The sequence below is a fragment of the Streptomyces sp. NBC_01497 genome (assembly GCF_036250695.1).
GTDB lineage: Bacteria > Actinomycetota > Actinomycetes > Streptomycetales > Streptomycetaceae > Streptomyces.
In genome coordinates this window covers 7,755,418-7,779,331 of sequence record NZ_CP109427.1, presented here as the reverse complement: position 1 = coordinate 7,779,331, position 23,914 = coordinate 7,755,418, and the positions used below count along the sequence as shown (strand labels likewise).

The following is a 23,914-nucleotide window of genomic DNA, read 5'->3' as shown; positions in this document are numbered from 1 at the left end:
GCACGGGGAGGCGGCAGCGGCGGCCCCCTCGGCGGGGGCCTTCCCGTGCCGGTCGCGCCGATGGGGCTCCTCGCGGGCGCCGTCCACGCGCAGTCCCTGCGTACCCCGCACGCCGACGCGGTGATCGACGGTGAGCACCGGCTCGACCACGCCGCGCTCGACGCGGCGGCGGCCACCGTCGCCGCCGCCCTGCGCGCGCGGGGTGTGCGGCGCGGCCAGGCCGTGGCCCTCGCGCTTCCCCGTTCGTGGCGCCTGGTGTGCGCCATGCTCGGTGTCCTGCGGGCGGGGGCGTGTGTCGTGCCCCTCGACCGGCTGAGCCCACCGCACCGCCGCGGCCACATCCTCGCGGACTCGGGTGCGGTCGCCGTCGTCCACGACGGCACACCGCCCCCGGACCTGCCCGGCGAGGTGCTGCCGCTGGCGGTGGACGATCTCCTGGCTTCCACCGGCGTCCGCTTGGCCGAAGCGGTGGGTGGGGAAGGCGAGGGGACGGATCACGAGCAGGTCGCCGGCGAGGGCCGCGAGGGGATGTCCGCCGTCGCGGAACCCGTGTCCTTTCTCTTCTACACCTCGGGAACGACCGGTCTGCCCAAGGGTGTCGAGGTGCGCGACGCGGGTGTCCTGCGCCTCGCCGCGCCCGGCTACCTTGACCTCCGGCCCGGCACACGCTTCGCCTGCATGTCCAACCCGGCTTTCGACGCGCTCAGTTTCGAGGTGTGGACACCGCTGCTCACCGGTGGCTCCTGTGTCGTGCTCCGCGACGACGAGGTCCAGGATCCGCACCGGCTCGACGCCGCGTTGCTGCGGGAGGGAGTGGACATCGCGTTCGTCACGTCCGCCCTCTTCCACGCCGTCGCCGACACCGTGCCCGGCTGCTTCGCCGGAGCCCGGGACGTGCTGGTCGGCGGCGAAGCCCTCAACTCGCCCGCCATACAGCGCTGGTACAAGCACAACGCGTCATCCGCCACTCGTCTGCACAACGTGTACGGGCCCACCGAGTCGACCACTTTCGCGCTCTCCCACACGATCCCCCGCGGCTTCCCCGGGGATTCCGTCCCCATCGGGCGGCCGCTGCCGGGCACCGGGGTGGCGTTCGCGGTCCCCGGGGGCACCCGGGCCGCGCCGCCCGGCGAGGTGGCGGAGCTCCTCCTGTCGGGTGCGGGACTCGCCGCCGGGTACCGCAACCTGCCGGAAGAGACACGCAGTCGCTTCGTGACCCTGCCGGGGTCCGACGGTGCGCCTGTCCGGCATTACCGCACCGGCGACCTGGTGCGCGCGGACAGCGCCGGGCTCGTCACCTACGTCGGGCGGGCCGACCGGCAGGTGAAGGTCAGGGGATTTCGCATCGAGCCCGGCGAGGTGGAACGGCAGATACGCGCCCACCCCTGGGTGCGGCAGGCGCACGTGTGCACCCGGGTCCCGGGGCGGGGAGGTCCCAGGGAACTGCTCGCGTACGTGGTGGCCGACGACGGCCTGTCGTTCGAGGACTTCGACCGGCATCTGGCGGCGCGACTGCCCGGCTACATGCGGCCCCACCACATCCACCGGGTCGGGGACCTGCCGCGCACCGCGAACGGCAAGGTGGATGAGAAAGCCCTCCTGTCCCTCGGCGGTGCGCCGTGGCGGGCCCCCGTGGACGAGGGGGTCCCGGTGACGGAGCGCTGCCGCGAGGTGCTGGAGCTGGCCGGCGGTCTGCTCGGTCCGCGGGACCTGCGGCCGGGCGACCGCTGGACCGCCGTCGGCGGGGACTCGCTGGGGGCGCTGCGCCTGCGGTTCGAGGCGCGCAGGCGATGGAACAGGGACCTGTCGGCGTCGTTCGTCCTGCGGTCGGACTTCGCCGGGATCGCCGCGGCTCTCGACGCGGCCGGCGCGGAAGGGGACGGCACGGACCACTCGCCGTACCCCGTGCCGGCCGGACCGGCCGGGGCCGATTCGGCTCCCGCCACCAGTGAGCAGCAGCGGCTGTGGCTGCTGCACCGGCGCGACCCCGGCTCCCCCGCCTACCACGCGGGGCAGGCGTTCCGGATCGACGGCCGCCTCGACCCGGACGCCTTGCGCCGGGCACTCACCCGGCTCGTGGAGCGCCATGTGGCGCTGCGTACCGGCTTCGAGGCCGGGCAGGAAGGGCTGCGTCAGGTCGTCGGGGCGCCGTACGACCCGTGGTACGACCCGGGTTCCCGGCCGCCTCGTGCGGAGGCGGACGCCCTCGCGTTCGCGGACCGGTTCTTCGCCGAACCCTTCGACCTGGCCGTGCCCCGGATGCTGCGCGCGTGCTGGCTGCCGTCCCACGGCTCCGGCGGTTCCGACGACTCTGCCATCCCCGACGGCTCCGACGGCTCCGACGGCTCCGCGAGCCCGGGCGACGGCGGCGTGCTGCTGCTCCACCTCCACCACATCGCCGTGGACGGCTGGTCCCTCGGTGTGCTGTTCGAGCATCTGTCGGCCGACTACGCGGCGGAGCTCGACGGGCCCTGCGGCCGCGACCGGCCATCCGCCGCCGGGCCGCGATACACACCGCTCGACCACGCGGACTGGCAGACCCGTTGGCGTGGCGGGCCCGCCTACCGTGAACAACTCGAAGGACTGCTGCGGTACTACGAAGCCGACGCGGCCGACGACGCCGTCGGGGACCGGGCCGGCGTCGCGGAACCCCTGCGGTCCGCCCGCTCCTCCACCGGCGGGGGGCGGCTGCTGCGGAGCGGTCTCGACGTCGCGCGACGCGCCACCGTGGACCGCCTCTGCGCCGAACTGAACCTCACGCGATTTGAGTTGCTGCTCGGTGTCTTCGCGTGGAGTGCGTACGGAGTGACCGGGAGGACCCGGCTGAGGGTGGCGTCCCCGACGGCGGGGCGCCCGATATCCGCATGCGAGCACAGTGTCGGCATGTTCGCCAACACCGTGCTCCTGCCGCTGGCGGTGGCGCCGCGCGAGGGGCTGCGTGCCCAGGTCGCCCGGCTCGCCGAGGGAGCCAGGGCGGTGCTGGAGCGGCAGGACGTCGTCCTCGCCGATGTCCTGGCCGCGGACGGGTTCGCCGGCACGGCTGCCGGCACGGCACCGTTCGACTTCCTCTTCGTGCTGGAGAACACCGACTTCGGCGCGCTCGACCTGCGGGAGTGTTCGGCCCGACCCGTGTGGCGGCCCCCGGCCGGGGTGAAGTGCCCCCTGACCCTGTCGCTCGTCGAGCACGGGGACGGCTTCGACTGCCTGTGGGAGTACGCGGAGGACCACTTCACCCCGGCCGAGGCGCAGGCCCTGGCCACCCTGTTCGTGAGCGGGATCGACCTCCTCGCCCAGGACGGCACGACCACCCCCGCGCGGCTCGTCGGGCCGTACCGCAGATCGCTGCCCGACCACGGCACCGGCGCACCGGTACGTCCCGGGCCCTACCGTACGGTCGCCGAGGGCTTCGCGCGCCAGGTGGCGCTGCGGCCCGACGCGCCCGCTCTCGCGTCGGGCGACCGGGTCCTCTCGTACGGCGAACTCGACCGTCACGCACGGGCGCTGGCCGGTGAACTGCTCGGCGCGTTCCCGCTGCCCGGCCCCGACGACCCCGGTGCGTGCCGCGTCGCGCTGTACTTCGAGCCGTCGGTCGAACACGTCGTGGCCCTGCTGGCACTGGCCCGCCTCGGGATCACCGCCGTACCTCTCGATCCGGCCTATCCGACGGCCCTGCTGCGGCAGGTGCTCGAACAGGCCGAGCCGCTGTGCGTGCTGCTGGCGGCGGACGGCGGCGCGGCCTTCGACGCCGTCGCCCCGCCGGGCGGGCCCCCGCGCCATCCGGTCGTCCGGCCGGCCGGGAACACACCGCACCCGGACTCCGTGCGGCTGCCCGCACCGGGCGACGGCGGCGCCAGGCCGCTGTACACACTCTTCACCTCGGGGTCCACCGGCGCGCCCAAGGGCGTGCAGGTCGCCGACCGCACCCTGTGCGACCTGCTGCACTGGCAGGAGGGACCGGGCGCTCTGCCGGGGCCCGCCGTCACACAGCAGTTCTCGATGCTGTCCTTCGACGTGTCCTTCCAGGAGATCTTCGGCACGCTCTGCGGCGGCGGCCTGCTGCACCTCGTCGACCAGGATCTGCGGCACGATCCCCCCGCACTGCTGCGCCGGTTGGAGTCGACGGGGGCGCAGCGCCTGCATCTGCCCTACGTGGCACTGCAGTTGCTGGCGGAGCACGCCGTCCACCTGGGTCTGTACCCGTCGCGGCTGCGCGACGTGGTCACGGCGGGCGAGCAACTCGTGTGCACCGACGCGATCCGGCGGTGGTTCGCCGGCATGCCCGGGGCACACCTGCACAACCACTACGGGCCGACCGAGACCCATGTCGTCAGCGCGCTCCGGCTGGACGGCGATCCGGCGCACTGGCCCGAACGTCCCGCCGTGGGCAGCGCGGTGTCGGGCGCGCTGCTGCGCGTGGTCGACGAGGGCGACGAGCCGGTCCCCGCCGGCTGCACCGGCGACCTCCTCATCGGCGGGTCCATGGTCTCCCGCTGCTACCTGGGGGATCAGGGACTCAACGAACGACGGTTCGTGGAGCTGCCGGGTCTCGGGCTGTTCTACCGCAGCGGCGACCGGGCGCGGTTCGACACGGCGGGGCTGCTGCACTTCGCGGGCCGCGACGACCAGCAGATCAAGTTCAGTGGTCACCGGCTGGAACTGGGCCAGGTCGAGGCGGCACTCCTGCGCCACCCGGACGTCGTCTCGGCCGTCGTGGTGCGCGACGGCGGGGCGCTGGTCGGCTGCGTGCAGTGCCACGCCGGGCGGGGGGATGTCACCCATGAGGGCCTCAGCGCCCATCTGGCCTCGCTGCTCCCGCCGTTCGTCCGCCTGGACCGGTTCCGGCTCCTCACCGTGCTGCCCCGCACGCCGAGCGGGAAACTGGACCGGAAAGCCGCGCTCACGGCGCCCGGCGAGGATCTGCCGCACGACCCCGGTGCCGGGCCGGGCGGTCGGACCGGTCCGCCGGTGCGGTCCGGCGGCACCGGGCGCCCCCTCGACGCGGAGCCCGTCGGCCCGCGATCCGCGAGGCCGCGCGCGTCCGGGCCCGTCGGATCGGCTCCCCTCGAAGCCCGGCTCGCGGAGGCGTTCCGGGAGGTGACCGGGCGCACCGTGGAGTCCGGCAGCACGTTCTTCGCGGCGGGCGCGTCGAGCCTCGACCTGATGCGGTTCCATCTGCACTGCACGACCCGGCTGGGATTCGGCTTCAGCGTCACGGACCTGTTCGAACACGTCACGGTGGCGGCCCTCGCACGCTTCCTCGACGCCGGGGCGGCCGCGGGCGGTAGCCCGGGCGAGGGGAACACGGGGACAGCCGGAGCCGGGGACGAGGCCCCCGGTGGGGCCGCCGGGCAACCGGTCGCCGCAGCGGACACCGCCCCGCTCCCCGGTCGTGGGCACGTAACGGGCTCGCGTACCCCGTCCGGCGAGCCGGTCGCCGTCGTCGGCATGGCGGTACGGCTGCCCGGCGCACCGGACCTGGCGTCCTTCTGGCGTATGACCGCGGGTGGTGGGCGCGGGATCACGCACTTCGAGGCGGCGGCGGGACTCGTGGGCGCGCGGAGCCAGTTGGACGGTCCGCTCGCCTTCGACCCGGGCCATTTCGGCATCAGCCCGCAGGAGGCCAGGCTGATGGATCCCCAGCAGCGCCAGCTCCTGATGAGCTGCGTCGAGGCCCTCGCGCACGCGGGTATCGGTGACACGTCCCGGGTCCGGGTCGGCCTCGTCGCCGGGGCCGGGGAGAACACGTACTTCCAGGCGATGCTGCGCGACGGCGACCCGTCGCAGTTGCCGGACGGCTTCCAGATGGCGCTCCACCACGAGAAGGACTTCCTCGCGACGAAGGCGGCCTTCCATCTCGGACTGACGGGCCCCGCGCTCACCACGCAGTCCGCGTGCTCCAGTTCGCTCGTGGCGGTGCACGTGGCCGCGGGCATGCTGCGCCAGGGCGACGCCGAGGTGATGCTCGCGGGCGGCGTCCTCGTCGACACCGAACTCACCGACGGCTACCGCTACCGGCCGCAGCACATCTTCTCCCCCGACGGGCACTGCCGGCCCTTCAGCGACGACGCCGCCGGCACGGTCGGCGGCAGCGGTGCCGGGGTGGTCGTGCTGAAGCCGCTCAGCACGGCACGGCGTGACGGCGACACGGTCTACGCCGTCCTCACCGGCTCGGCAGTCAACAACGACGGTTCGGACAAGATGAGTTACAGCGCCCCCTCCCTCACCGGCCAGCGCACGGTGATCCGGGACGCGCTGCGCAGGAGCGGCAGGACCGGCGCGGACATCGGGTACGTGGAGGCGCACGGCACCGGCACCCGGCTCGGCGACCCGATCGAGGTGGCGGCGCTGCGGCAGGCGCTCGGCGCGACCGAACCGGGCACGTGTGCGCTCTCGTCGGTCAAGAGCCAGATCGGCCACCTGGGCGCGGCGGCCGGCGTGGTCGGCCTCGTCCGGGCGTCGCTCGCCCTGCACCACGGCGAGATCCCGCCGACCGTCGACTTCCACGCCCCCAACCCGGCTTTCGGCGACGATCTCGCGCCGTTCCACATCCCGACGCGGGCGGAGCCGTGGCCCGCCGGGCGCGACCGGGTGGCGTCCGTCAGCAGCTTCGGCATCGGCGGAACCAACGCCCATGTGGTGCTGGAGGACGGCAGTGCGACGACGCGGGAGGCGGAGTCCGCCGCGAGAACGCCGAACGCGGCCGCCTCGCCCGAGCGGTGCCTGGTGCTGTCGAGCAGCAGCGAGGCCGCCCTGCGCCGCGACGCGCGGCGGATCGCCGACCATCTGGCGGCCCGACCCGACACGTTCGCGCAGACCGTACGGCATCTGCGCGAGGGCCGCCCGGCCCTGCGCTGGCGGGCCGCCGCGCCCTGCGCCGACGCGGCGGCGGCCGTCGCCTGGCTGAGGGCCGTGGGCGAGGACGGCGGTACGGGTGCCGTGCGGACGACACCCGGCCCTGACCTGCCGCCCCTGGCACCCGCCGGGCTCGATGCCCGGGACCTCGCGGACGCCTGGACGGCCGGGCGGCCGATCGCCGGGACGGGTGAACCCGCCCCGGCGCCCTGGGACTTCCCGCCGCCCGCGTTCGATCCGCGCGACCACGTCTTCGCCCGGCTTCCCGCGTCCGGGGCCCGGACGGGCCCGGCGTTGGGTCCGGCCGCCGCACGGACCGGGAGCAGCGAGCCGCCGACGCACCCGCGAACCAGCCTCGCCGCCGGTCCTGCGCTCCCCGCCCCTGCCGGAACCCCCCTCGCCCCACCGGCCGGGGCGACGGACGGCCCCCCGCGCCTCGCGGAGGCCGACTGGCTGCACCAGCCCCAGTGGGTACGGTCGCACCGCGCGGCCACAGGTGCGCGGCCTCGCCCGGGCCCGGGCGAGGCGGCGCGGTCCCCGCGCGCGCTCGTCGTCGTGACGGACGGCGAGGTGCCGCCCGGCGCGCTGCGGCCCTTCGCCGACCGCCACGCGCACGTCGTGCACGCCACGGCCGGCCCGGGGTTCGAGCGGCGCGGCGACGGCGCGTACCAGGTGGACCCGGTGGATCCGGCGTCGCTGCGGCTGCTGATCGACGCGGTCGCGGACAGCGGCCACGCGGGCATCGACTGGCTGCACGCCCTGCCGCTCGCCGTGAGCGGAGTGCCGGGTCCCGGCACGCTGGAGCACGCGCGGCGCGCCTGCCTGGACGCGCCGGCCGCCCTCCTCCAGGCCGTCACCGGCCGGCCCGGGACACCGCCGGTACGCCCGTGGTGGCTGTCGTACGGGGCCCGTCCCGTCGACGGGACCGTCACGCGGCCGGAACTGGGGCTCCTCGCGGGCGCGGCCACGGTGGCGGAACAAGAGGGCTTCCCGCGCGGCCACTGGGTGGACCTGCCGACGGACGACCTCGGGGCCTGCGCCGGCGGGCTCGCGGAACTCGTCGCGCACGCCGGACGCGTACCGGGCGCGCACGGCACCGCGCGGAACACGGGAATCCCCGCCCAGCTGGCACTGCGTCAGGGCTTCTGGTGGCGCCCGGCCACCGTACCGGTCGACGCGGGGCCGGCCGGGACTCCGGCCCTCCCGGCCGGCGGTGACCACCTGATCCTCGGCGGCACGGGCGGGATCGGCACGGCGGTCGCCCAGTGGCTGCTGGAGCGGGGTACGGGCCGGGTCCTGCTGCTCGCGCGCCGGCCCCACCTGCCCGACGCCCTGCGGCGGTGGGCCGACCGGGTCGTCCTCGTCGAGGCCGACCTCCGCGCCGCAGAACCCGGCGGGAGCGGGGGCGCGGGCGCGATCAGCGGCTCAGGCGCGCCGGGCGGCGCCGACGACAGCGGCGGCATCGAAAGTGTGCTGGCGGCCATCGCCCGCCGGACGCAATCCCTCGCCGGGGTCGTGCACGCCGCGGGCGTACCGGACGGCGCGCTGCTCGCCCGGCGGGACGCCGACGCGGCCCGCGCCGGGACGGCCGCCCGGCTGGCGGGGGCGCTCCTCGTGGAGCGGATCATCGCCCGGTTCGCGCCGGCCACCGCGCTCTACTGCTCGTCGATGTCGGCCCTGCTGGGCGGTGTCGGGCAGTTCGACTACGCGGCCTCGGCCGGCCTGCTCGACGCCTTCGCGCACCACCGGGGCGGCGCGGACGACACCACCGCCCGGTTCACCGTCGACTGGGACGTCTGGCGCGAGACGGGCATGGCCCTGCGCGTACCGGGCGCGGACGCGCGGCACCGGGCTCATCTCGCCCGGGGGCTCGACGTGGCGGAGGGCCTGCGCGTCCTGGACCGGACGTACGCCCTGCAACTGCCGCACCTGCTGGTGTCCACGACCGGCCTGGAGGCGTCGCGGGTGTTCTACGAGGGCGCCGCGCCGCAGGAAGGGCGTGTACGCCCGGCCGACGGGGACGGCTCGCCGCTCCCGGCACCGATGGTGGCCGCTCCCCCGCCGGACGGCCCGCCGGACGCCGCACAGGGCCCTTCGGGGGACTCGGCCCCCGCGCTCCTGGACGCCTGGCTGCGCGACCTGCTCGGCCTGGACGCGATCGACCCCGACGCGGCCCTCTACGACCTCGGGGCCGACTCGCTCACCATGCTCGACCTCATCAGTGAGGTGAAACGCCACTTCGACATCGAGCTGGAACTGTCCTGGCTCAGTCATCAGGTGTCCCTCGCCGAGATCCTGGCCAAACTGCGCGAGCGGGCACCGGCGGGCGGCGGCCCGGACGGGGGCACCGCACACGCGGCCACGCTCGCGGCGGCACCGGAGAGCGGGACACGGTCCGCATCGGTGACGGCAGCGCATGCGGCGCCCGGGACAGGGACAGGGACGGCACCAGGTTCGGCGCCGGAGACGGGAACGGGCCCCGCACCCGTGGAGGCACCCGGCACCCCGACCACTTCGGGAACGCCTCCCCTCGCGGCGACGGGTTCCGGGCCCGCGGTCGGAACGGCTCCCGCGGTGGTGGCACCGGCCGGGGCCGGGAGGACCCCGAACCCCCGAGCGGCCGCCGCCCCGGCGGGCCGGGCCCGCACCGCCCACGTCGCGATCGAGACATGGCAGCGGGGAACCGGCCCTGACGTGCTGTGCCTCGTGCACCCCGTCGGAGGCGACATCCAGGCCTACCGCTCGCTCGTGTCGGCTCTCGGTCCCCACGCCACGGTGTGCCTGATCGCCGATCCGGCACTGGGCGACCCGGCGGCGCCGGAGTGGACCCTCGCCGACCGCGCGTCGCACTACCGGGCCGCGCTGCGGGCGCGGTTCCCCGGCGACGCGGCACACCTCCGCCTCGCGGGCTGGTCGTTCGGGGCCTGGGTCGCCCTGGAGATGGCGTGCCGAGCGGAGGCGGAGGACGATTCCTTCGCGGGCCTGGACCTCCTCGATCCGCCGCCACCGGAGTCGGGGCCGCTCCACCTGCACTACGACGACGGCGAGTTGGAGACGGTCTTCGCCGCCGAACTGTCCCAGGGCGGCGGGAACGGGGCGGAAGGGCCGTCGCGGGGCGGCGAGGGGGCACGCGCCTACGCGGAACGCCTCGCGCACTGCTGCCGCGCCAATCTCCGGAGCATGGCGCAGCACCGGGTACGGCCGCTGGCGGCCACGCCCACCCGGCTGTGGCTGGCGGGGCGGCCCGTTGAGGGACTTCCGTCTCCGCCGCCCGCCTCGGGGCAGGAGGCGCTGTGGCACCCCTACCTGCCCGAGTCCGCGACGTGCACGGTGCTGGACACCACGCACTACGGCATCGTGCGCGGCGAACACGCCCGGACCGTCGCGGCGGCGCTCGACGCGTCCCTGTCCCGAACCGGAGGCGACGCCACGTGAACGCCGCCGCACCGCCGCACCAGCGGGCCGGAGCGAGGAGAGACTGTGGTCACCACGGCGCGCGGCCCCGCCTCTGGTCCCAGGCACGCTGTCCCCTGCCCCTGCCCCTCCCGCTCCCTCATCCCTGACCAGCTCGCCCCTCACCCCCCCCACCCCCTCACCCGCAGAACGCACCGGAGGAACACATGGAGAGTTACGAACTCGACGCGGTCGAGGCCATCACCACCAGGCCCCCGCGGGAGTACCGCACTCTGAGTGTCGACCCGCTGACCCCGATCATCGGCGCCGAAGTCACCGGCCTCGACCTCTCACGCGAGCTGACCGACGAGCAACTGCGCGAACTGAAGGCCGCGTTCCTCGACCACCATGTGCTGGTACTGCGCGACCAGCACATCACCCAGGACGACCACAGCCGCCTCGCGGGGCACTTCGGCGAGCTGCGGCCCGTCAACCCCCCGCCGCCGGAGGGGGATCCGCATGTCCTGGAGATCAGCACCAACCCGGAGGACGCCAACGTCGCGGGCAACGGCTGGCACACCGACGGCTCCGCCGACGCCGAGCCGTCCCTCGGCTCGATGCTCTACCTCACCCGGGTTCCGGAGCCCGGGAGCGGCGGTGACACGCTCTTCGCCAATATGCATCTGGCGTACGAGATGCTGTCGCCCGCGCTGCGCGCGATGCTGGACGGGATGACGGCCGTCCACGACGGACTCGCCGCTTTCCAGGGCCAGACCCCGCCCGAGGGGTATGTGGCACCGAAGAGTGAACACCCCCTGGTGGTGCGCCATCCGGAGACCGACCGCAAGCTGCTGTACGTCAACCCCGCCTACACGACCCGGATTCCGCAGCTGTCCCAGGAGGAGAGCCGCGCCGTGCTCGACCTGCTGTTCGCGGTGACGGCGCGCCGTCCCGTGCTGAGCTGCCGGGTCCGCTGGGCGCCGAACACCCTGGTGTTCTGGGACAACCGCTGCGTCCAGCACCACGCGACGTACGACTACTACCCGTTCACCCGCTACGGGCAGCGCATCGCCATCAACGGCGGTCCGCTGAAGGGCTGACCGCGGGCGGGCCCGCCCCGGCCGCGGGACGCTCGCGGGCGGCACGGGCCCGCTCGTCGTCACCGGCCGCGAACGCCCCGCAGCCACCGCAGCCACCGACGCCACCGACGCCACCGACGCCACCGAGCGGGAACGCCGCACCGCACCGCGGGTGAGCGTGGTCGCCGGGTGCGGCGGGTAGCGTGGCGCTCCGCACCGGTTCACGGCGCGTCCGCGCCCACGGAAGAGGGAACAGCACGTGAAGGTCGTCGTCTTCGGAGCGTCCGGCATGGTGGGGCAGGGCGTCGTGCACGCGTGCCTGCGGGACGAGCGGGTCACGGAGGTGGTCCTCGTCGTGCGTGCCCCGCTCGGCCTGAGTGACCCCGAGGTGCGCCAGATCGTGCACCAGGACTTCACCGACTTCGCCTCGCTCCAGGGCGAGTTCACCGGGCTCGACGCCTGCTTCTTCTGCCTGGGCGTCAGCGCGGCCGGGCTGTCCGAGGAGGAGTACGTCAGTGTCACGCACGATGTCACCCTGGCCGCGGCCCGCGTGGTGGCGGCGGCAGGACCGTCCGTGACGTTCACCTACGTGTCGGGCGAGGGCACCGACAGTACGGAGGCGGGACGGTCGTTCTGGGCCCGCGTCAAGGGCCGCACGGAGAACGAGCTGCTGGCGATGGACTTCCACGCCTACATGTTCCGGCCGGGCTACATCCGTCCCATGCACGGCGCCGTGTCGAGGACGGCATGGTACCGGTGGATGTACCGCGCGAGCTCCTGGCTCTATCCGGTGCTGCACAGGCTGGCGCCCGGCCATACGACGACGACCGACGCACTCGGCCGGGCCATGATCGCCGTGGTGGGCCTCGGCGGGACGGGCCCCACCGTGCTGGACAGCCGTGACATCAACCGGCTCGGCGCGCCGGAGGGACCGGGCCGTCCCGGGTGATCCCGTTCCGCTACGGGTGCGCGGACACGGGCGGACCGCCGCCCCGTCAACGGGCCGCTTGGTCCCCGGGGTTCCGGTTCCGGGCTCGGGGTTTCGGGGTTCGGGTTCCGGCGCTCGGGCTTCGGGGGTCGGGTTTCCAGGGGCCTCAGGTTTCGGGGCCAGGGGCGCGTCGGAGCGGTCACACCAGCAGACGCAGGGTGCGCTCCGCGCAGCCCAGGTGGACCGTCTGTCCCCAGGTGAGGTCCAGCGCGTCGGCCTCCATGCCGTCCCCGAAGGCGACGAGACGCTCCGACTCCACGGTGACAGCGAGGCGCTCCCCGTCGGCGATGACGCCGCCGGACGCCGTGGTGCCGGTGACGGGGGACGGCCACGCCTCCCGCACGAACCACAGCAGCCGGCGCAGGCACGGGTCCGGCAGGGGCAGTGTCCCTCCGCGCTCCTGCCACAGGGACCGCAGCCAGCCCGTCGCTCCGGTGCCGGTGCCGACGAGGATGCCGGACGACGCCTGTGCCTCGCCGCCAATGCGGTAACGCGCGCTCTGATGACCCCGGTGGCCCAGATAGATCTCGTTGAGCGCCAGTAGCCGCTGCCCGTCGTCCGTGACCGCCTCGACCATCGTCCGCTCGTCGTACGCCCCCCGGCCCGCGCCCGCCGCACGCAGCAGCCGTGCCGCGTCCTCGCCCCGATGGCGCACGAGCACACCGGGGTTGCGGCCCGGATCGGTGTCGATACCGATCACCGGCTGGTCCTTCAGGTACTTCGCCGCGTTGGCGACCAGGCCGTCCTGGCCCACGACGACCACGACGTCCTCGGGTGCGAACAGGAAGCGGTCGAGGTCGGCACGTTCGACCCGCGCCCGCCGCCACCCCGGCGGCACCGCGGCCGCCACCGCGGCGCGGACCTGTGCGGCCCGGTGGTGACGGCCGGCTGGTTCCGCGATGTCCCGGCCGTGCGAGGCGAGGAAGAACGCGGCCTGGCCGCGGGTCCCGTGCCGGGCGAGCAACTCCTCGTACTCGCTGGTGCGGTGGACGACGACCGCGCGGGGGCCGAGGCTCATGCGCCGCGCTCCGGCACAGCACCGAGGCGCGCCAGCGCACCGGTGAGAACGTCGGGCGACAGGGTGACACTGTCGATCCTCGGCAGGTTCTCGGCGAACTTGGCCAGACCGGGCGCCCGCAGCACCGCGGGGTCGACGTCCGCGTGCACCCGCAGCCAGGCCGCCTGCGCCTGCGCGCGGGCCTCGCCGAGCCCGCGCAGCGAGTCGGCCTCCGCCGTGGCGAGCCGGACCGCGCGGGCCGCCTCGGCCTCGGCCACTACGGCGTCGGCCGCCGCCTCCTCCTCGGCCGCACGGCGGGCGTTGATGCCCCGCTGGTCCACCAGTTGTTCCTCCCGGCGGGCGAGTTCGATGCGACTCGCGAGTTCGTTCTCCGCGATGGCGCGTTCCCGTTCGACCGCGACGGCCCGGCGTTCGTAGGTCGCCCGGTCCGCGTCCTGCTGGATCCGTTCCCGTGCGGGGGTGCGCAGCGCCCGTTCGATCTCCGGCTCGGGACGTACGGCGACCACGCGTACGGCGACCGCCTGGAGCCCGGTCGCCGGCAGGCGGGGATCGGCGCGGAGCCCCTGGGTGATCCGGTCGCGGGTGAGGGGCACTCCGGTCGCCAGGACCTCGGGGAGCGGCATGCGGACGAGTGCGTCGAGCGCGTGCTGCTGGGCGGTCTCCGTCAGGAGCGTGGAGATCTGCTCCAGCGGGGCGCCGCGCCAGGCGCCGGTGTCCGGGTCGAGGGAGAAGTCGAGGCAGCTCGCGGCGGTGGCGGGTTCCGCGATCCGGTACGTGACGGTCGCCTGCACGGACACGTCCTGGTGGTCGGCCGTGCGGGCGTGGAAGGACATGGCCAGTTCGCGGTCGTCGACGGGGACTTCGGAGATCGCGGCGTGCAGGGCGCGGAACCAGAAGCTCGTGGCGGCGCCGTCGTGGATGAGGCGTCCGCGGTCGTGGTGGCGGATGTGCGCGGTGGGTGCGGAGCGGAGGTGGCGCAGGCCCAGGCGCCTGATGATGTCAGCCATGAGAACCCCTTTCCTATTTTCGTCATACTGACGTTAACTCGGGATCCTCATTTTCGTCAAGCAGACGATAATAGGGACGGCGCGACGCCCGCTGGCATGCCGGACGCCAGCGGCAGCCAGGAGCCGGGGTATCGATGGCGCCGGCGCCTTCCGCACCGGGCCGCGGCGAGGACGACAACACACCGACCGGTGACGGGGAGCCCGGCACGGCCGGCGCCTCCGAGCGGCCGGTCCCAGCAGCGTGCCGGGGCGGTCCTCCGGGCGCTGACACCGGATCACCGGCGCAGCACGGGCCCGATCGGGAAGGATGCCGGGGGCCGGACACACCACTACCGGGGAGCCACCCATGACCGTTCACCGCGTCGTACCCGTCGTGCATGCCGAGGACCCCCGGCAGAGCCGGGAGTTCTACGGGCTCCTCGGCCTGGAGGAGGTCATGGACCACGGCTGGATCATGACGCTCGCGTCCCCCACCGCACCCGCCGCGCAGATCAGTCTCCTCGGCCGCGACCGTAGCGCCCCGGTCGATCCCGACATCAGCGTGGAGGTCGACGACGTGGACGCGGCCTACGCGGCGGTGCGCGGCAGCGGGGCCGAGATCGTCCACCCGCTGCAGGACGAGGAGTGGGGCGTGCGCAGGTTCCTCGTACGCGATCCCGACGGGCGGGTGGTGAACGTGCTGGCGCACCGCTGAGCGCGCACCCGGGCGATGCCCCGCGGACCCGGCGTGCGCACCGGCGTCCTTCGCCGCGTGGCACACCGGCGCGGGTCCACCGCGCGACACGGCGGCGCGCCGGACGAACCACGGCTTCCGGCGGCGTCGCGCACGGTACCCACCCCGTGAGGGGCCCGCCGCCACGTCACCCGGCGGCGACCGGGTCACGCGGCAGGTCGCACCCGGCTCACACGAAGGCGCTGTAGCCGGTCACCGCCCGCCCGACGATGAGGGAGTTCATGTCCCGCGTCCCCTCGTACGAGTAGAGGGCCTCCGCGTCCGCGAAGAAGCGGGCCGCGTCGTGTTCCAGCAGGATGCCGTTGCCGCCGAGCACTTCCCGCGCCCAGGCGACCGTCTCGCGCATGCGCGTGGTGCAGAACATCTTCGCGAGCGCGGCCTGGGCGTCACCGAGACGGTCCTGCTCGTGCAGCGCGGCCATCCGCACGACCATGCCCTGGCAGGCGGTGATGTTCGCGAGCATGCGCGCCAACAGGTCCTGGACCAGCTGGAAACCGGCGATCGGCCGGCCGAACTGCTCGCGCTCCACCGCATAGGCGCGGGCCGCCTCGTAGGCCCCGACGGCGCAGCCCGTCGCGCTCCACGCCACACCGCCGCGCGTCACCTTCAACACCCGTGCGGTGTCGCGGAACGATTCCGCGTGCCGCAGCCGGTTCTCCTCGGGCACGCGGACGCCGTCAAGGACGATGTGCGCGTTCTGCACGCCCCGGAGCGCGATCTTGCCCTCCAGCGCCCGTGCCGTGAGGCCCGGCGTGCCCTTCTCCACCACGAAGGCCTTGACCTCGTCGTCGTCGACGTCCCTGGCCCAGATGACGACGAGGTCGGCGAAGGTGGCGTTGCCGATCCACTTCTTCTCGCCGTCGAGCACCCAGTCGTCGCCGTCGCGGCGCGCGGTGGTGAGCAGCCCGAGGGCGGCGCCGGAGCCCACGAGCGGCTCGGTCAGGCCGAATGCGCCGATCTTCTCCCAGCGGACCATGGGCGGCAGCCACCGCTGCTTCTGCTCCTCGGATCCGCACTCCCGGATCGCGCCCATCGCGAGACCCGCGTGCACACCGAAGAAGGTGGCGAACGACGGATCGACGCGGGACATCTCCATACCGAGGAGACCGGTCAGCAGGTAACTGCGCGGCGCGATGCTGTGGTCGTCCGCGTAGGTCCCGGTGATGTCGAGGTCCCGGATCTCATCACGCAGGTACAGCGGACTCTCGCCGGCCTCCCAGAGCTCGTTGGCCCGGGGGGCGACCCGGTCCACCAGGAACGTGCGGACCCGGTCGAGCTTCTTCCGCTCGTCGCCTTCCAGCAGGTCCTTGACGTGGTAGAAGTCGCCCTCGACCGCCGCGGGATCTATCTCGTGCTGCCGCTCCGCCATGGGTACGTCCGTCCTTCCCGGTGATCCAGTTACCGGCGGGTACCCCGTGTCCGGCAGGTCAGGCACCCGCGGCCGCGCCGGGCGCGACGAGGGGATCCGGGGTGCCCGCCGATACCGCACCGTGCTGGTGACGCCTGGGTACCGGTGGGTAACGTGGAAGCCGGTCCGGTCCGGGGCGCACCCGCGACGACCGCACGCCCCCACGCACCGGCCCGCAGGGCCGCCCCCCACGCACCGGAGGTACCGCCATGCCGCTCTCCCCGCGCTCACCCCGTCTCCTCGCCGGCCTGCTCGGCGGCTCGGCGCTGCTGCACTTCACCCGGCCGCGTCCGTTCGACGCGATCGTGCCGCGCGTCCTGCCGGGAAAGCCCCGCGCGTGGACGTACCTGAGCGGCGCCGTCGAACTCGGGCTCGCCGCCGCGGTGGCCGCGCCACGCACCCGGCGGACCGGCGCCCTGCTGGCCGCCGGCTTCTTCGCGGCCGTACTGCCCGCCAACATCCAGATGGCGAGGGACTGGGACAACCGCCCGACGCCACTGCGGGCCGCGGCCTACGCCCGCATCCCGCTCCAGGCGCCCCTGGTCGTCTGGGCCCTCAACGTGGGGCGGGACGCGCGCGGCTGAGCACCGGCCCGGGCGCCGGCCGGAGCCCCGCGTCAGCCCGCGATGGAGTCGAGCTGTTCCGCGGCGGGGCGCAGCTGCCACAGGTCCCCGTTCGGCGGCGTCTGGAGCTTCGGCACGGCGGCCCGGGCCGCGCGGTCGCCCGCGTCGGCCGCCGCGTGCACGATGTCGCTCGCCGCGTACCGGGTGAACTCCAGTTCGGGGTAGGGCCAGGGCGCGGCGCCGGTCGCCGCGGGGAGCAGGAAGTCCACGGCCTTGAACAGGCTCTGCCCGTCCGGACCCCGGTACGCCCAGAGGTCGACTCCGACGTGCCGGCCCACCGCGGCCAGCCGTGTGTAGGCGACGAGGTCGAACGTCGAGTAGTGGAAGCTGCGGGTACGGGCCAGTTCCTGCGGCTGGCTGCCGTCGCCGGCCACCTGCGCGTCGATGCGTCCGGCCCGGGCACCGAGCACGGTCCTGCGGGCGAGGGCGCGGTCGCCCGTGGCGAGGGCGAGCGAGGCGATCTGCAGGTCCATGAACGTGCCGTGGTTGTTGTCGGCCGCGGACTCCTCCTTGCCGAAGTCCGAGTCGGTCAGCCAGTGCAGGAAGTCCTTGTTCCAGGCGAGCATCCCCGCGCGCTCGCTCCGGTTCCACCCGGGGGCGCCGGTGTTCAGGATCGCCACGGCGTCCAGGACCGAGCTGTACTGCTGCGAGAAGTCGATGATGCCGATCGACCTGCCGTCGTACTTGCAGGGGATGAACTGGCCGTGGTTCAGGTTGGGGTTCATCCGGGTGGCCGGGTCCAGGAACCACGTCCGCAGGATGTCGGCTGCGTGTTCGGCGTACTTCGCGTCGCCCGTGTAGTACCAGGCGAGGGCCAGGGTGGTGCTGGAGTTGAAGACGTTGCCGACATCGGGGCGGTCGGTTCCGGTGTCCACCTCGGGGTTGCGTTCGCCGTCGCGCTGCACGTACGGGCAGCCCCACGGGTTGTCGGCGGTCCTGGGCTGCGAGGGCCACCAGTAGGGCGCCTGGCTGAGGTAGTCGTGCGGGTCGCCGCCGGGCGCGGGCTGCGGCTTGTCGGTGACCGTCCACGGTCCCTTGCCGAGCCACGCGTCGGCCTGCCGGGTGAGCGAGCGGACCTGGGCGCGCAGGGCGGGGTCGCCGCGGTCGAGGCGCAGGCGGTTCTCCAGCATCCGGGACCCGTCGATCACCACCGTCGCGGGAGCGGCCTCGCGCCCCCGCCCCGGGCGGTCGTGCCCACCGGCCGGCGAGGCGGCCGAGGCCGCCGAGGTACCGGTGAGGACGAGGGCGACGATCGCGCCCACGAGGACACCGGGACGGATTCGAGCTCTCCCTGCCATGAAGCAACTCCGATCACGTATGTGAATGGTGTTCATGCATCGGACTGCCTGAGGGTAGGAGATCACGGTCGCCGTGACAATGGGCCGCGCACGGTCGCCCGCGGCAACGGGCGCCGTACGACAGCGGTTTCAGCCCCCGTCGCCGTCACCCTCCGCGACCGGGAGCCGTCGTTCGCGACCCGGGGAGACGCCGTTCGCGAGGCGCGCACGGGCCGGCGGCGGCCCGCGTACGCTGGTCACGGTGGCCGCCGTGGAGATCGTTCAGCTGCTCGTGTCGCCGGTGCACCGTTACGAGGGACGCCCCGCGGACGGGCCCGCGCCGACGCCGGACAGTGACCTGGCCGAGCGGATCGAGGTCCGCCGCGACCTGGGCATCGTCGGCGACCGCTACTTCGCGCACCCTGCCCACCGCAACGCCTCCGTCACACTCATGTCGGCGGAGAACCTGCCCGTCGGACTCGATCCGGCGGTGGACCTGCGCCAGACACGGCGCAACGTCCTCCTGCGGGGCGTCGACATCGACGCGTACATCGGCTCGACCGTGGTCCTGGACTCCGGGCACGGGCCCGTCACCCTGCAGCTGAACCGGGCCGCGCGGCCCTGCGCCTGGATGGACACGACGATCGGCCCCGGGGCGCGGCGCGCCCTGCGCGACAAGGGGGGCGTGCGCTGCCGGCCGCTCGGCGACGGGGTCCTCATCCTCGGGCCCGCGACCTTCGTGGTGGTGCACACGGGCGTCGGCGTGGGCGCCCGCCCCCTGGGCCGGTAGCCGGGGCCTCGGCCCTCACCCCGGGCCGCACCACAGGTCGGCACGGCGCAGCGCCCGGCGGTCAGCCGCGGGGCGCGCCGTCCAGCGGGATCGCGGCCTCGACGGCAGCGGGCATGGTGCGCACGACCGCGTCACCGAGGCGGTCGAACTCGCGCCGCAGGAAGGCGTCGGCGAGCTTCGCGAGCCCGTTGAACCTGACCCTCGCGTCGTACACCACCCGGGTCCCGCCGCCCCGGGCCTCGAATGTCAGGTCGTCGGTGGAAGTGGCCGTCTCGTTGCACCCCACGAACGTCAGACGGTCCGGCTCCATGCGCGCGAGCCGGTAGGTCAGCTCGGTGCGGTGGCCCCGGATCTCCGAGACGTTGTGCCAATGCGCGCCCTCGTACACCGGGCCCGGGTCGGCGCGCTCGCACACGCGCGTGCCCGGATCCCACTCGACGGCGTTCGAGAAGTCGGCGAGGTAGGCGACCACGGCGTCCAGGGGCCTGCCGACGGTGATGGAGCGCACTACGTGCACCATGGGTCATCTGTCCTCTCGGGCCGGGGAGGTGTCGCCACCCACCGTGTCGGGGCGACCGGGCATCCGGGTACCCGGGAACGGGCGCGCGACGCCCCGCGCGGGGCGGATCCCACGCCGCGTCCGCCAATCGGGTGTACGGCCCCGGGGCGGTGCGAGCGCCCACCGGGTGGTTCGGCGGCGGTCCCGAGATGCCGCCACCGGTGTGGGGTGGGGCGGCGGGAGCGGCTCGGGCCGCAGCGCGCGGGCGGGCCGGGGCGCCGCGGGGAACTCGCCGCCGCGAACCGCGATCGCCTTTGGTACAGACCTTGACGCGGACATGCGGATTGCTGCGTAATCATGCCAGCGCATTCAGGGATACGTCACCGCTTCACCCTCCTGAACGGAAGGGACTTCCTTGACTCCCCACGGCACGCCTCCCGCACCCCCCGCACCCCGTCCCCGCAGATCCGGCCGCCTCGCCCGGACGGTGCGGCTGATCGCGGCCTCCGCTCTCGGGGCCCTGTGTCTCGCCGCTCCGGCCCGGGCCGCCGCGCCGGGCTCCGCCGAGCAGGCCTCGCAGGCCGCCGCCACGCCCGCCTTCAAGGTCCTCGCCTTCTACAACGCCGACGAGAACGACGCGGCACACGCCAGCTTCGACGCCGAGGCCAAACAGTTCTTCCCCCAGGTGGCGGCCGCCAACAACTTCTCGTGGACCGCCACGTCCGACTGGTCGAAGGTCAACACCGCGACGCTCTCGCAGTACCAAGTGGTCATGTTCCTGGATGACTTCCCGCATGACGCGGCAGGACAGGCCGCCTTCGCCTCGTACATGGGGGGCGGCGGCGCCTGGATGGGCTTCCACGTGTCGGCGTTCAACACCGACCCCAGCACCTGGCCGTGGTACCACAACACGTTCCTCGGCACCGGCTCGTTCCAGACGAACTCCTGGGCGCCCACGAGCGAGACGCTGAAGGTCGAGGACACCACGAAGCCCGCCACGGCGGGCCTGCCGTCCACCATCACCTCGTCCACCAGCGAGTGGTACAGCTGGAGCAACGACCTGCGCAAGAACCCGGACATCGACGTCCTGGCCTCGATCGACCCGTCGAGCTTCCCGGTCGGCAACCAGGCGGGCAACACCTGGACCAGCGGGTACTACCCCATCGTGTGGACCAACACGAAGTACCGCATGCTCTACGCGAACTTCGGCCACAACGCCATGGACTACGGGAACAACACCACTCTGTCCCTCACCTTCGGCAGCGCGCAGCAGACCAAGCTGGTCCTCCAGGGACTGCTCTCCCTCGGCGGGGTCACCACGGCTCCCGCGCCCCTGCCCGCCCTCTCCAGCAGCAACTGGTACGCGCTGTCGCCGGCCGCGAGCCAGAAGTGCGTGGACGCGCGCGCCGCCTCGACCGCCAACGGCACGGCGGTCCAGCAGTACGCGTGCAACAGCACGACGGCGCAGCAGTACCAGATCCAGCCGACCAGCGACGGATACGTACGGATCAACAACCGCGCCAACACCGCGGAGTCCCTGGACGTCACGGACGTCTCGACGGCCGACGGCGCGCCGATCCAACTGTGGTCCTACTCGGGCGGCGCCAACCAGCAGTGGCAGCCTGTCGCGGAGAGCGGCTGGACGTACCACTTCGTCAACCGCAACAGCGGCAAGTGCCTTTCTGCGGCGAGCAATTCGACCGGTGACAGCGTGCAGCTCGTCCAGCGGACCTGCAATGGCAGCACCCTGCAGTCCTTCCGCCCGCTGACCCAGTCCTGAGCAGGGCGCATCCGCGCATCCACTCCCCCCGCGGTCCGGCAGCCCCGCTCGCTGCCGGGCCGCCAGGCGTGTCCGCCGGGCCGCACCCCGGTGCGGCCCGGTGCCCGCGCCAGGGCGGCGGGCCGCGGATCGAGCCAGGACCGTGCGGGCCGCCGCCCCCACCGAGCCCGGCGCCCGGCCCGTGCTCCGCGCCCACCCGGCCCGTCGGACCGCCGGGACCGGGCGCGCCGCGTTTCGGGCGGGTAACCATCCAGGGCCGCCGGAACGGCGCCACAGGTATGGCCCACTGACGCCGCGCAGGCCACGCCACCGCCGCCCCGAAGACCTGAAGTTACCGCGCTGACGTGCGCAATCGCCCTCGCCCCCGGGTAGTTGACGATCAGTTGCCGGCGGGGTACTCCTGGGGCCGGCGCCGCACGCACACTCGATCCCCCCAGGAGCTGCCCCATGCGAGGTCACATCCCGTCGCGTTCGAGACTGAGGCCCAGGCCGCCCGTCCTGCGAACGGCCCTGGCGGCCGGCGCGGCCGCCGCGCTGCTGCCGGTCCTCGGCGTCACCCAGCCCGCGACCGCGGCGGGACCGCAGGCACCCGCGTCCCTCCAGCGGGCGTTCACCGACGCCGCCCGCCAGTACCACGTACCGGCGAGTGTCCTGCTCGCGGTGGGCTACATGGAGTCCCGCTGGGACACCCACGCGGGACGGCCCAGTGTGGACGGCGGCTACGGGCCCATGCACCTGACCGACGCCCATACCGCCCTGGCGCAGTCGCGGACCGCGCCGGTCGGCGAGAGCGACCCTCGGGGCGACGACGCCCGGCCGATGAAGGACGCCCCGGCCCCCGCGGCCCGGACCGCGCTCCCCGCCACGGCCGCCCTTCCGGCGTCGTCGCGTACGGCGGTGCGTGCCGCCGCGCTGACCGGGCTGTCCGAGGACCGGGTCCGTACCGACCCGGCCGCCAACGTGGCGGCGGGCGCGGCGCTGCTCGCCGCCGACCAGAAGGCGCTCGGCAATCCGCTCGGCTCCGACCCGGCCGACTGGTACGGGGCGGTGGCCCGCTACGCCGGCTCGGACTCGTCCTCGGCCGCCGCGTCGTTCGCCGACAACGTCTACCGGACGCTGCGCACAGGCCAGAGCCGGACGACCGACGACGGCGGGCACGTGACCCTCGCGGCACAGCCGGGGCTCACCCCCCGGGCGGCACAGGTCGCCGCGCTGCGCGCACCCGCCGGCGGACCGTCGAAGACCGAGTGCCCGCCGACCGTCGCGTGCTCGTGGGTGCCCGCTCCCTACGAGCAGTACGGACCCGACCCGGGCGACTACGGCAACCACGACCTCGCCGACCGCCCGAAGGACTCCTCGGTCGACTACATCGTCATCCACGACACCGAGGAGACCTGGGACAGCACCCTGGGTCTCGTCCAGGACCCGACGTACCTGGGGTGGCACTACACCGTGCGCTCCTCGGACGGCGCGGTCGCGCAGCACATGGCGACCAAGGACGTGGGCTGGCACGCGGGCAACTGGTACATCAACTCGAAGTCCATCGGTATCGAGAACGAGGGCTTCCTCGCCGACCCGGACGCGTGGTTCACGGAGTCGATGTACGAGTCGTCGGCGAGCCTGGTGCGCTACCTGACGAACCGTTACCACATTCCGGTGGACCGGCAGCACATCATCGGCCACGACAACGTGCCGGGCACCACACCCTCGACGGTGGCCGGGATGCACACCGACCCGGGCCCCTACTGGGACTGGGCACACTACTTCCAGCTGATCGGCGCGCCGCTGCACGCCACCGCGGGCCGCAACGCGGACGTGGTGACCATCGACCCGGCCTACCGTGACAACAAGCCGGCCCTGACCGGGTGCGTCACCGCCGGGGCACCCTGCGCCGCGCACGGATCCAGCGCGATCGAGCTGCGCACGGCCCCGAACGAGAGCGCACCGCTCGTCAAGGACATCGGTCTGCATCCGACGGGCGACACGACCCTGGACGTGAACGACACGGGGGCACGTGCCTCGACGGGCCAGCAGTACGCGGTGGCGGACCGCCGGGGCGACTGGACCGCGATCTGGTACCTCGGGCAGAAGGCGTGGTTCCACGATCCGCGCAACCGCCCCACGACGCTGCCCGCGCGCGGCACCGTCATCACGCCGCGTCCCGGCCTCGCCTCGGTCCCCGTGTACGGCCGCGCGTACCCGGAGGCGTCCGCGTACCCGGCCGGGGTGCCCGTACAGGCGCAGACACCGCTGCAGTACACCCTGCCCGCGGGGCAGAGCTACGTGGTGGGCGGCCGTACGCCCGGTGAGTACTTCTACTCGACGACCTTCGACACGTCGGGCCAGGCGTGGGTCAAGGGTTCGGAGCAGTACTACGAGATCCAGTTCGGCGAGCGTGTCGCGTTCGTGAAGGCCGCCGACGTGGTCGTGCACCGGGCGGGTTAGCGGCGGGGGCGGTGGCGCCCTG

Annotated in this window: 13 protein-coding genes; 8 read left to right on the top strand and 5 right to left on the bottom strand. The window is 74.0% G+C overall.

What is annotated here, in order from left to right:
• The first annotated feature begins 60 nt into the window (after positions 1-60).
• The 3 genes from OG310_RS32905 to OG310_RS32895 all read left to right on the top strand — a co-directional run bounded on the left by OG310_RS32905 (position 61) and on the right by OG310_RS32895 (position 12,273).
• A complete protein-coding gene (locus OG310_RS32905; RefSeq protein WP_329460495.1) occupies positions 61-10,287 on the top strand; it encodes a non-ribosomal peptide synthetase in 10,227 nt (3,408 codons plus the stop codon).
• Between the two features lie 185 nt (positions 10,288-10,472).
• Positions 10,473-11,345 (top strand): TauD/TfdA dioxygenase family protein, encoded by an 873-nt coding sequence (locus OG310_RS32900; protein WP_329459492.1) that lies wholly within the window; start codon positions 10,473-10,475, stop codon positions 11,343-11,345.
• A gap of 238 nt (positions 11,346-11,583) precedes the next feature.
• Positions 11,584-12,273 carry an NAD(P)H-binding protein gene (locus OG310_RS32895; protein WP_329459491.1) on the top strand — a complete coding sequence of 230 codons (690 nt, stop codon included), beginning with the start codon at positions 11,584-11,586 and terminating at the stop codon, positions 12,271-12,273.
• 178 nt (positions 12,274-12,451) lie between these two features.
• Here OG310_RS32895 and OG310_RS32890 read toward each other — a convergent pair whose 3' ends face one another.
• Both OG310_RS32890 and OG310_RS32885 read right to left on the bottom strand, forming a co-directional pair.
• Entirely contained in the window at positions 12,452-13,330 is an 879-nt protein-coding gene (locus OG310_RS32890; protein ID WP_329459490.1) for a hypothetical protein, read from the bottom strand.
• Positions 13,327-14,337, bottom strand: coding sequence for an SPFH domain-containing protein (locus tag OG310_RS32885; protein ID WP_329459489.1), 1,011 nt, complete (start codon positions 14,335-14,337; stop codon positions 13,327-13,329). Before OG310_RS32885 ends, OG310_RS32890 begins: the two co-directional genes overlap by 4 nt.
• Before the next feature lie 346 nt (positions 14,338-14,683).
• On the opposite strand from OG310_RS32885, the gene OG310_RS32880 reads away from it, so the two are divergent.
• The gene (locus OG310_RS32880; protein WP_329459488.1) at positions 14,684-15,031 is read left to right on the top strand and encodes a VOC family protein; all 348 of its coding nucleotides are present in this window, start codon (positions 14,684-14,686) and stop codon (positions 15,029-15,031) included.
• A 208-nt stretch (positions 15,032-15,239) separates the two neighbouring features.
• Here the strand turns inward: OG310_RS32880 and OG310_RS32875 are convergent, their stop codons facing one another.
• On the bottom strand, positions 15,240-16,439 hold the full coding sequence (locus OG310_RS32875) for an acyl-CoA dehydrogenase family protein (protein WP_329459487.1): 1,200 nt from the start codon (positions 16,437-16,439) through the stop codon (positions 15,240-15,242).
• Positions 16,440-16,687: 248 nt separating this feature from the next.
• On the opposite strand from OG310_RS32875, the gene OG310_RS32870 reads away from it, so the two are divergent.
• Complete coding sequence (locus tag OG310_RS32870; protein WP_329459486.1) at positions 16,688-17,062, top strand: DoxX family protein; 375 nt, start codon at positions 16,688-16,690, stop codon at positions 17,060-17,062.
• Positions 17,063-17,094: 32 nt separating this feature from the next.
• On the opposite strand, the gene OG310_RS32865 is transcribed toward OG310_RS32870, so the two are convergent.
• A complete protein-coding gene (locus tag OG310_RS32865; protein WP_329459485.1) occupies positions 17,095-18,399 on the bottom strand; it encodes an alginate lyase family protein in 1,305 nt (434 codons plus the stop codon).
• Positions 18,400-18,640: 241 nt separating this feature from the next.
• Here OG310_RS32865 and OG310_RS32860 point away from each other — a divergent pair, with 241 nt between their 5' ends.
• A complete protein-coding gene (locus OG310_RS32860) occupies positions 18,641-19,168 on the top strand; it encodes a molybdenum cofactor biosysynthesis protein (protein ID WP_329459484.1) in 528 nt (175 codons plus the stop codon).
• A gap of 61 nt (positions 19,169-19,229) precedes the next feature.
• Here the strand turns inward: OG310_RS32860 and OG310_RS32855 are convergent, their stop codons facing one another.
• On the bottom strand, positions 19,230-19,688 hold the full coding sequence (locus OG310_RS32855) for an SRPBCC family protein (protein WP_329459483.1): 459 nt from the start codon (positions 19,686-19,688) through the stop codon (positions 19,230-19,232).
• A gap of 394 nt (positions 19,689-20,082) precedes the next feature.
• Between OG310_RS32855 and OG310_RS32850 the strand changes: the two genes are divergently transcribed.
• Entirely contained in the window at positions 20,083-21,447 is a 1,365-nt protein-coding gene (locus OG310_RS32850; protein WP_329459482.1) for a ThuA domain-containing protein, read from the top strand.
• Between the two features lie 447 nt (positions 21,448-21,894).
• Entirely contained in the window at positions 21,895-23,892 is a 1,998-nt protein-coding gene (locus OG310_RS32845) for an N-acetylmuramoyl-L-alanine amidase (protein WP_329459481.1), read from the top strand.
• Positions 23,893-23,914 lie beyond the last annotated feature (22 nt).

Bases quoted from the DNA above. Each gene is read 5' to 3' on its own strand.
- OG310_RS32855 (WP_329459483.1), bottom strand. From the start codon at position 19,688: ATGGTGCACGTAGTGCGCTCCATCACCGTCGGCAGGCCCCTGGACGCC.
- OG310_RS32875 (WP_329459487.1), bottom strand. From the start codon at position 16,439: ATGGCGGAGCGGCAGCACGAGATAGATCCCGCGGCGGTCGAGGGCGAC.
- OG310_RS32880 (WP_329459488.1), top strand. From the start codon at position 14,684: ATGACCGTTCACCGCGTCGTACCCGTCGTGCATGCCGAGGACCCCCGG.
- OG310_RS32900 (WP_329459492.1), top strand. From the start codon at position 10,473: ATGGAGAGTTACGAACTCGACGCGGTCGAGGCCATCACCACCAGGCCC.
- OG310_RS32865 (WP_329459485.1), bottom strand. From the start codon at position 18,399: ATGGCAGGGAGAGCTCGAATCCGTCCCGGTGTCCTCGTGGGCGCGATC.
- OG310_RS32890 (WP_329459490.1), bottom strand. From the start codon at position 13,330: ATGAGCCTCGGCCCCCGCGCGGTCGTCGTCCACCGCACCAGCGAGTAC.
- OG310_RS32905 (WP_329460495.1), top strand. From the start codon at position 61: ATGGGGCTCCTCGCGGGCGCCGTCCACGCGCAGTCCCTGCGTACCCCG.
- OG310_RS32885 (WP_329459489.1), bottom strand. From the start codon at position 14,337: ATGGCTGACATCATCAGGCGCCTGGGCCTGCGCCACCTCCGCTCCGCA.
- OG310_RS32845 (WP_329459481.1), top strand. From the start codon at position 21,895: ATGCGAGGTCACATCCCGTCGCGTTCGAGACTGAGGCCCAGGCCGCCC.
- OG310_RS32870 (WP_329459486.1), top strand. From the start codon at position 16,688: ATGCCGCTCTCCCCGCGCTCACCCCGTCTCCTCGCCGGCCTGCTCGGC.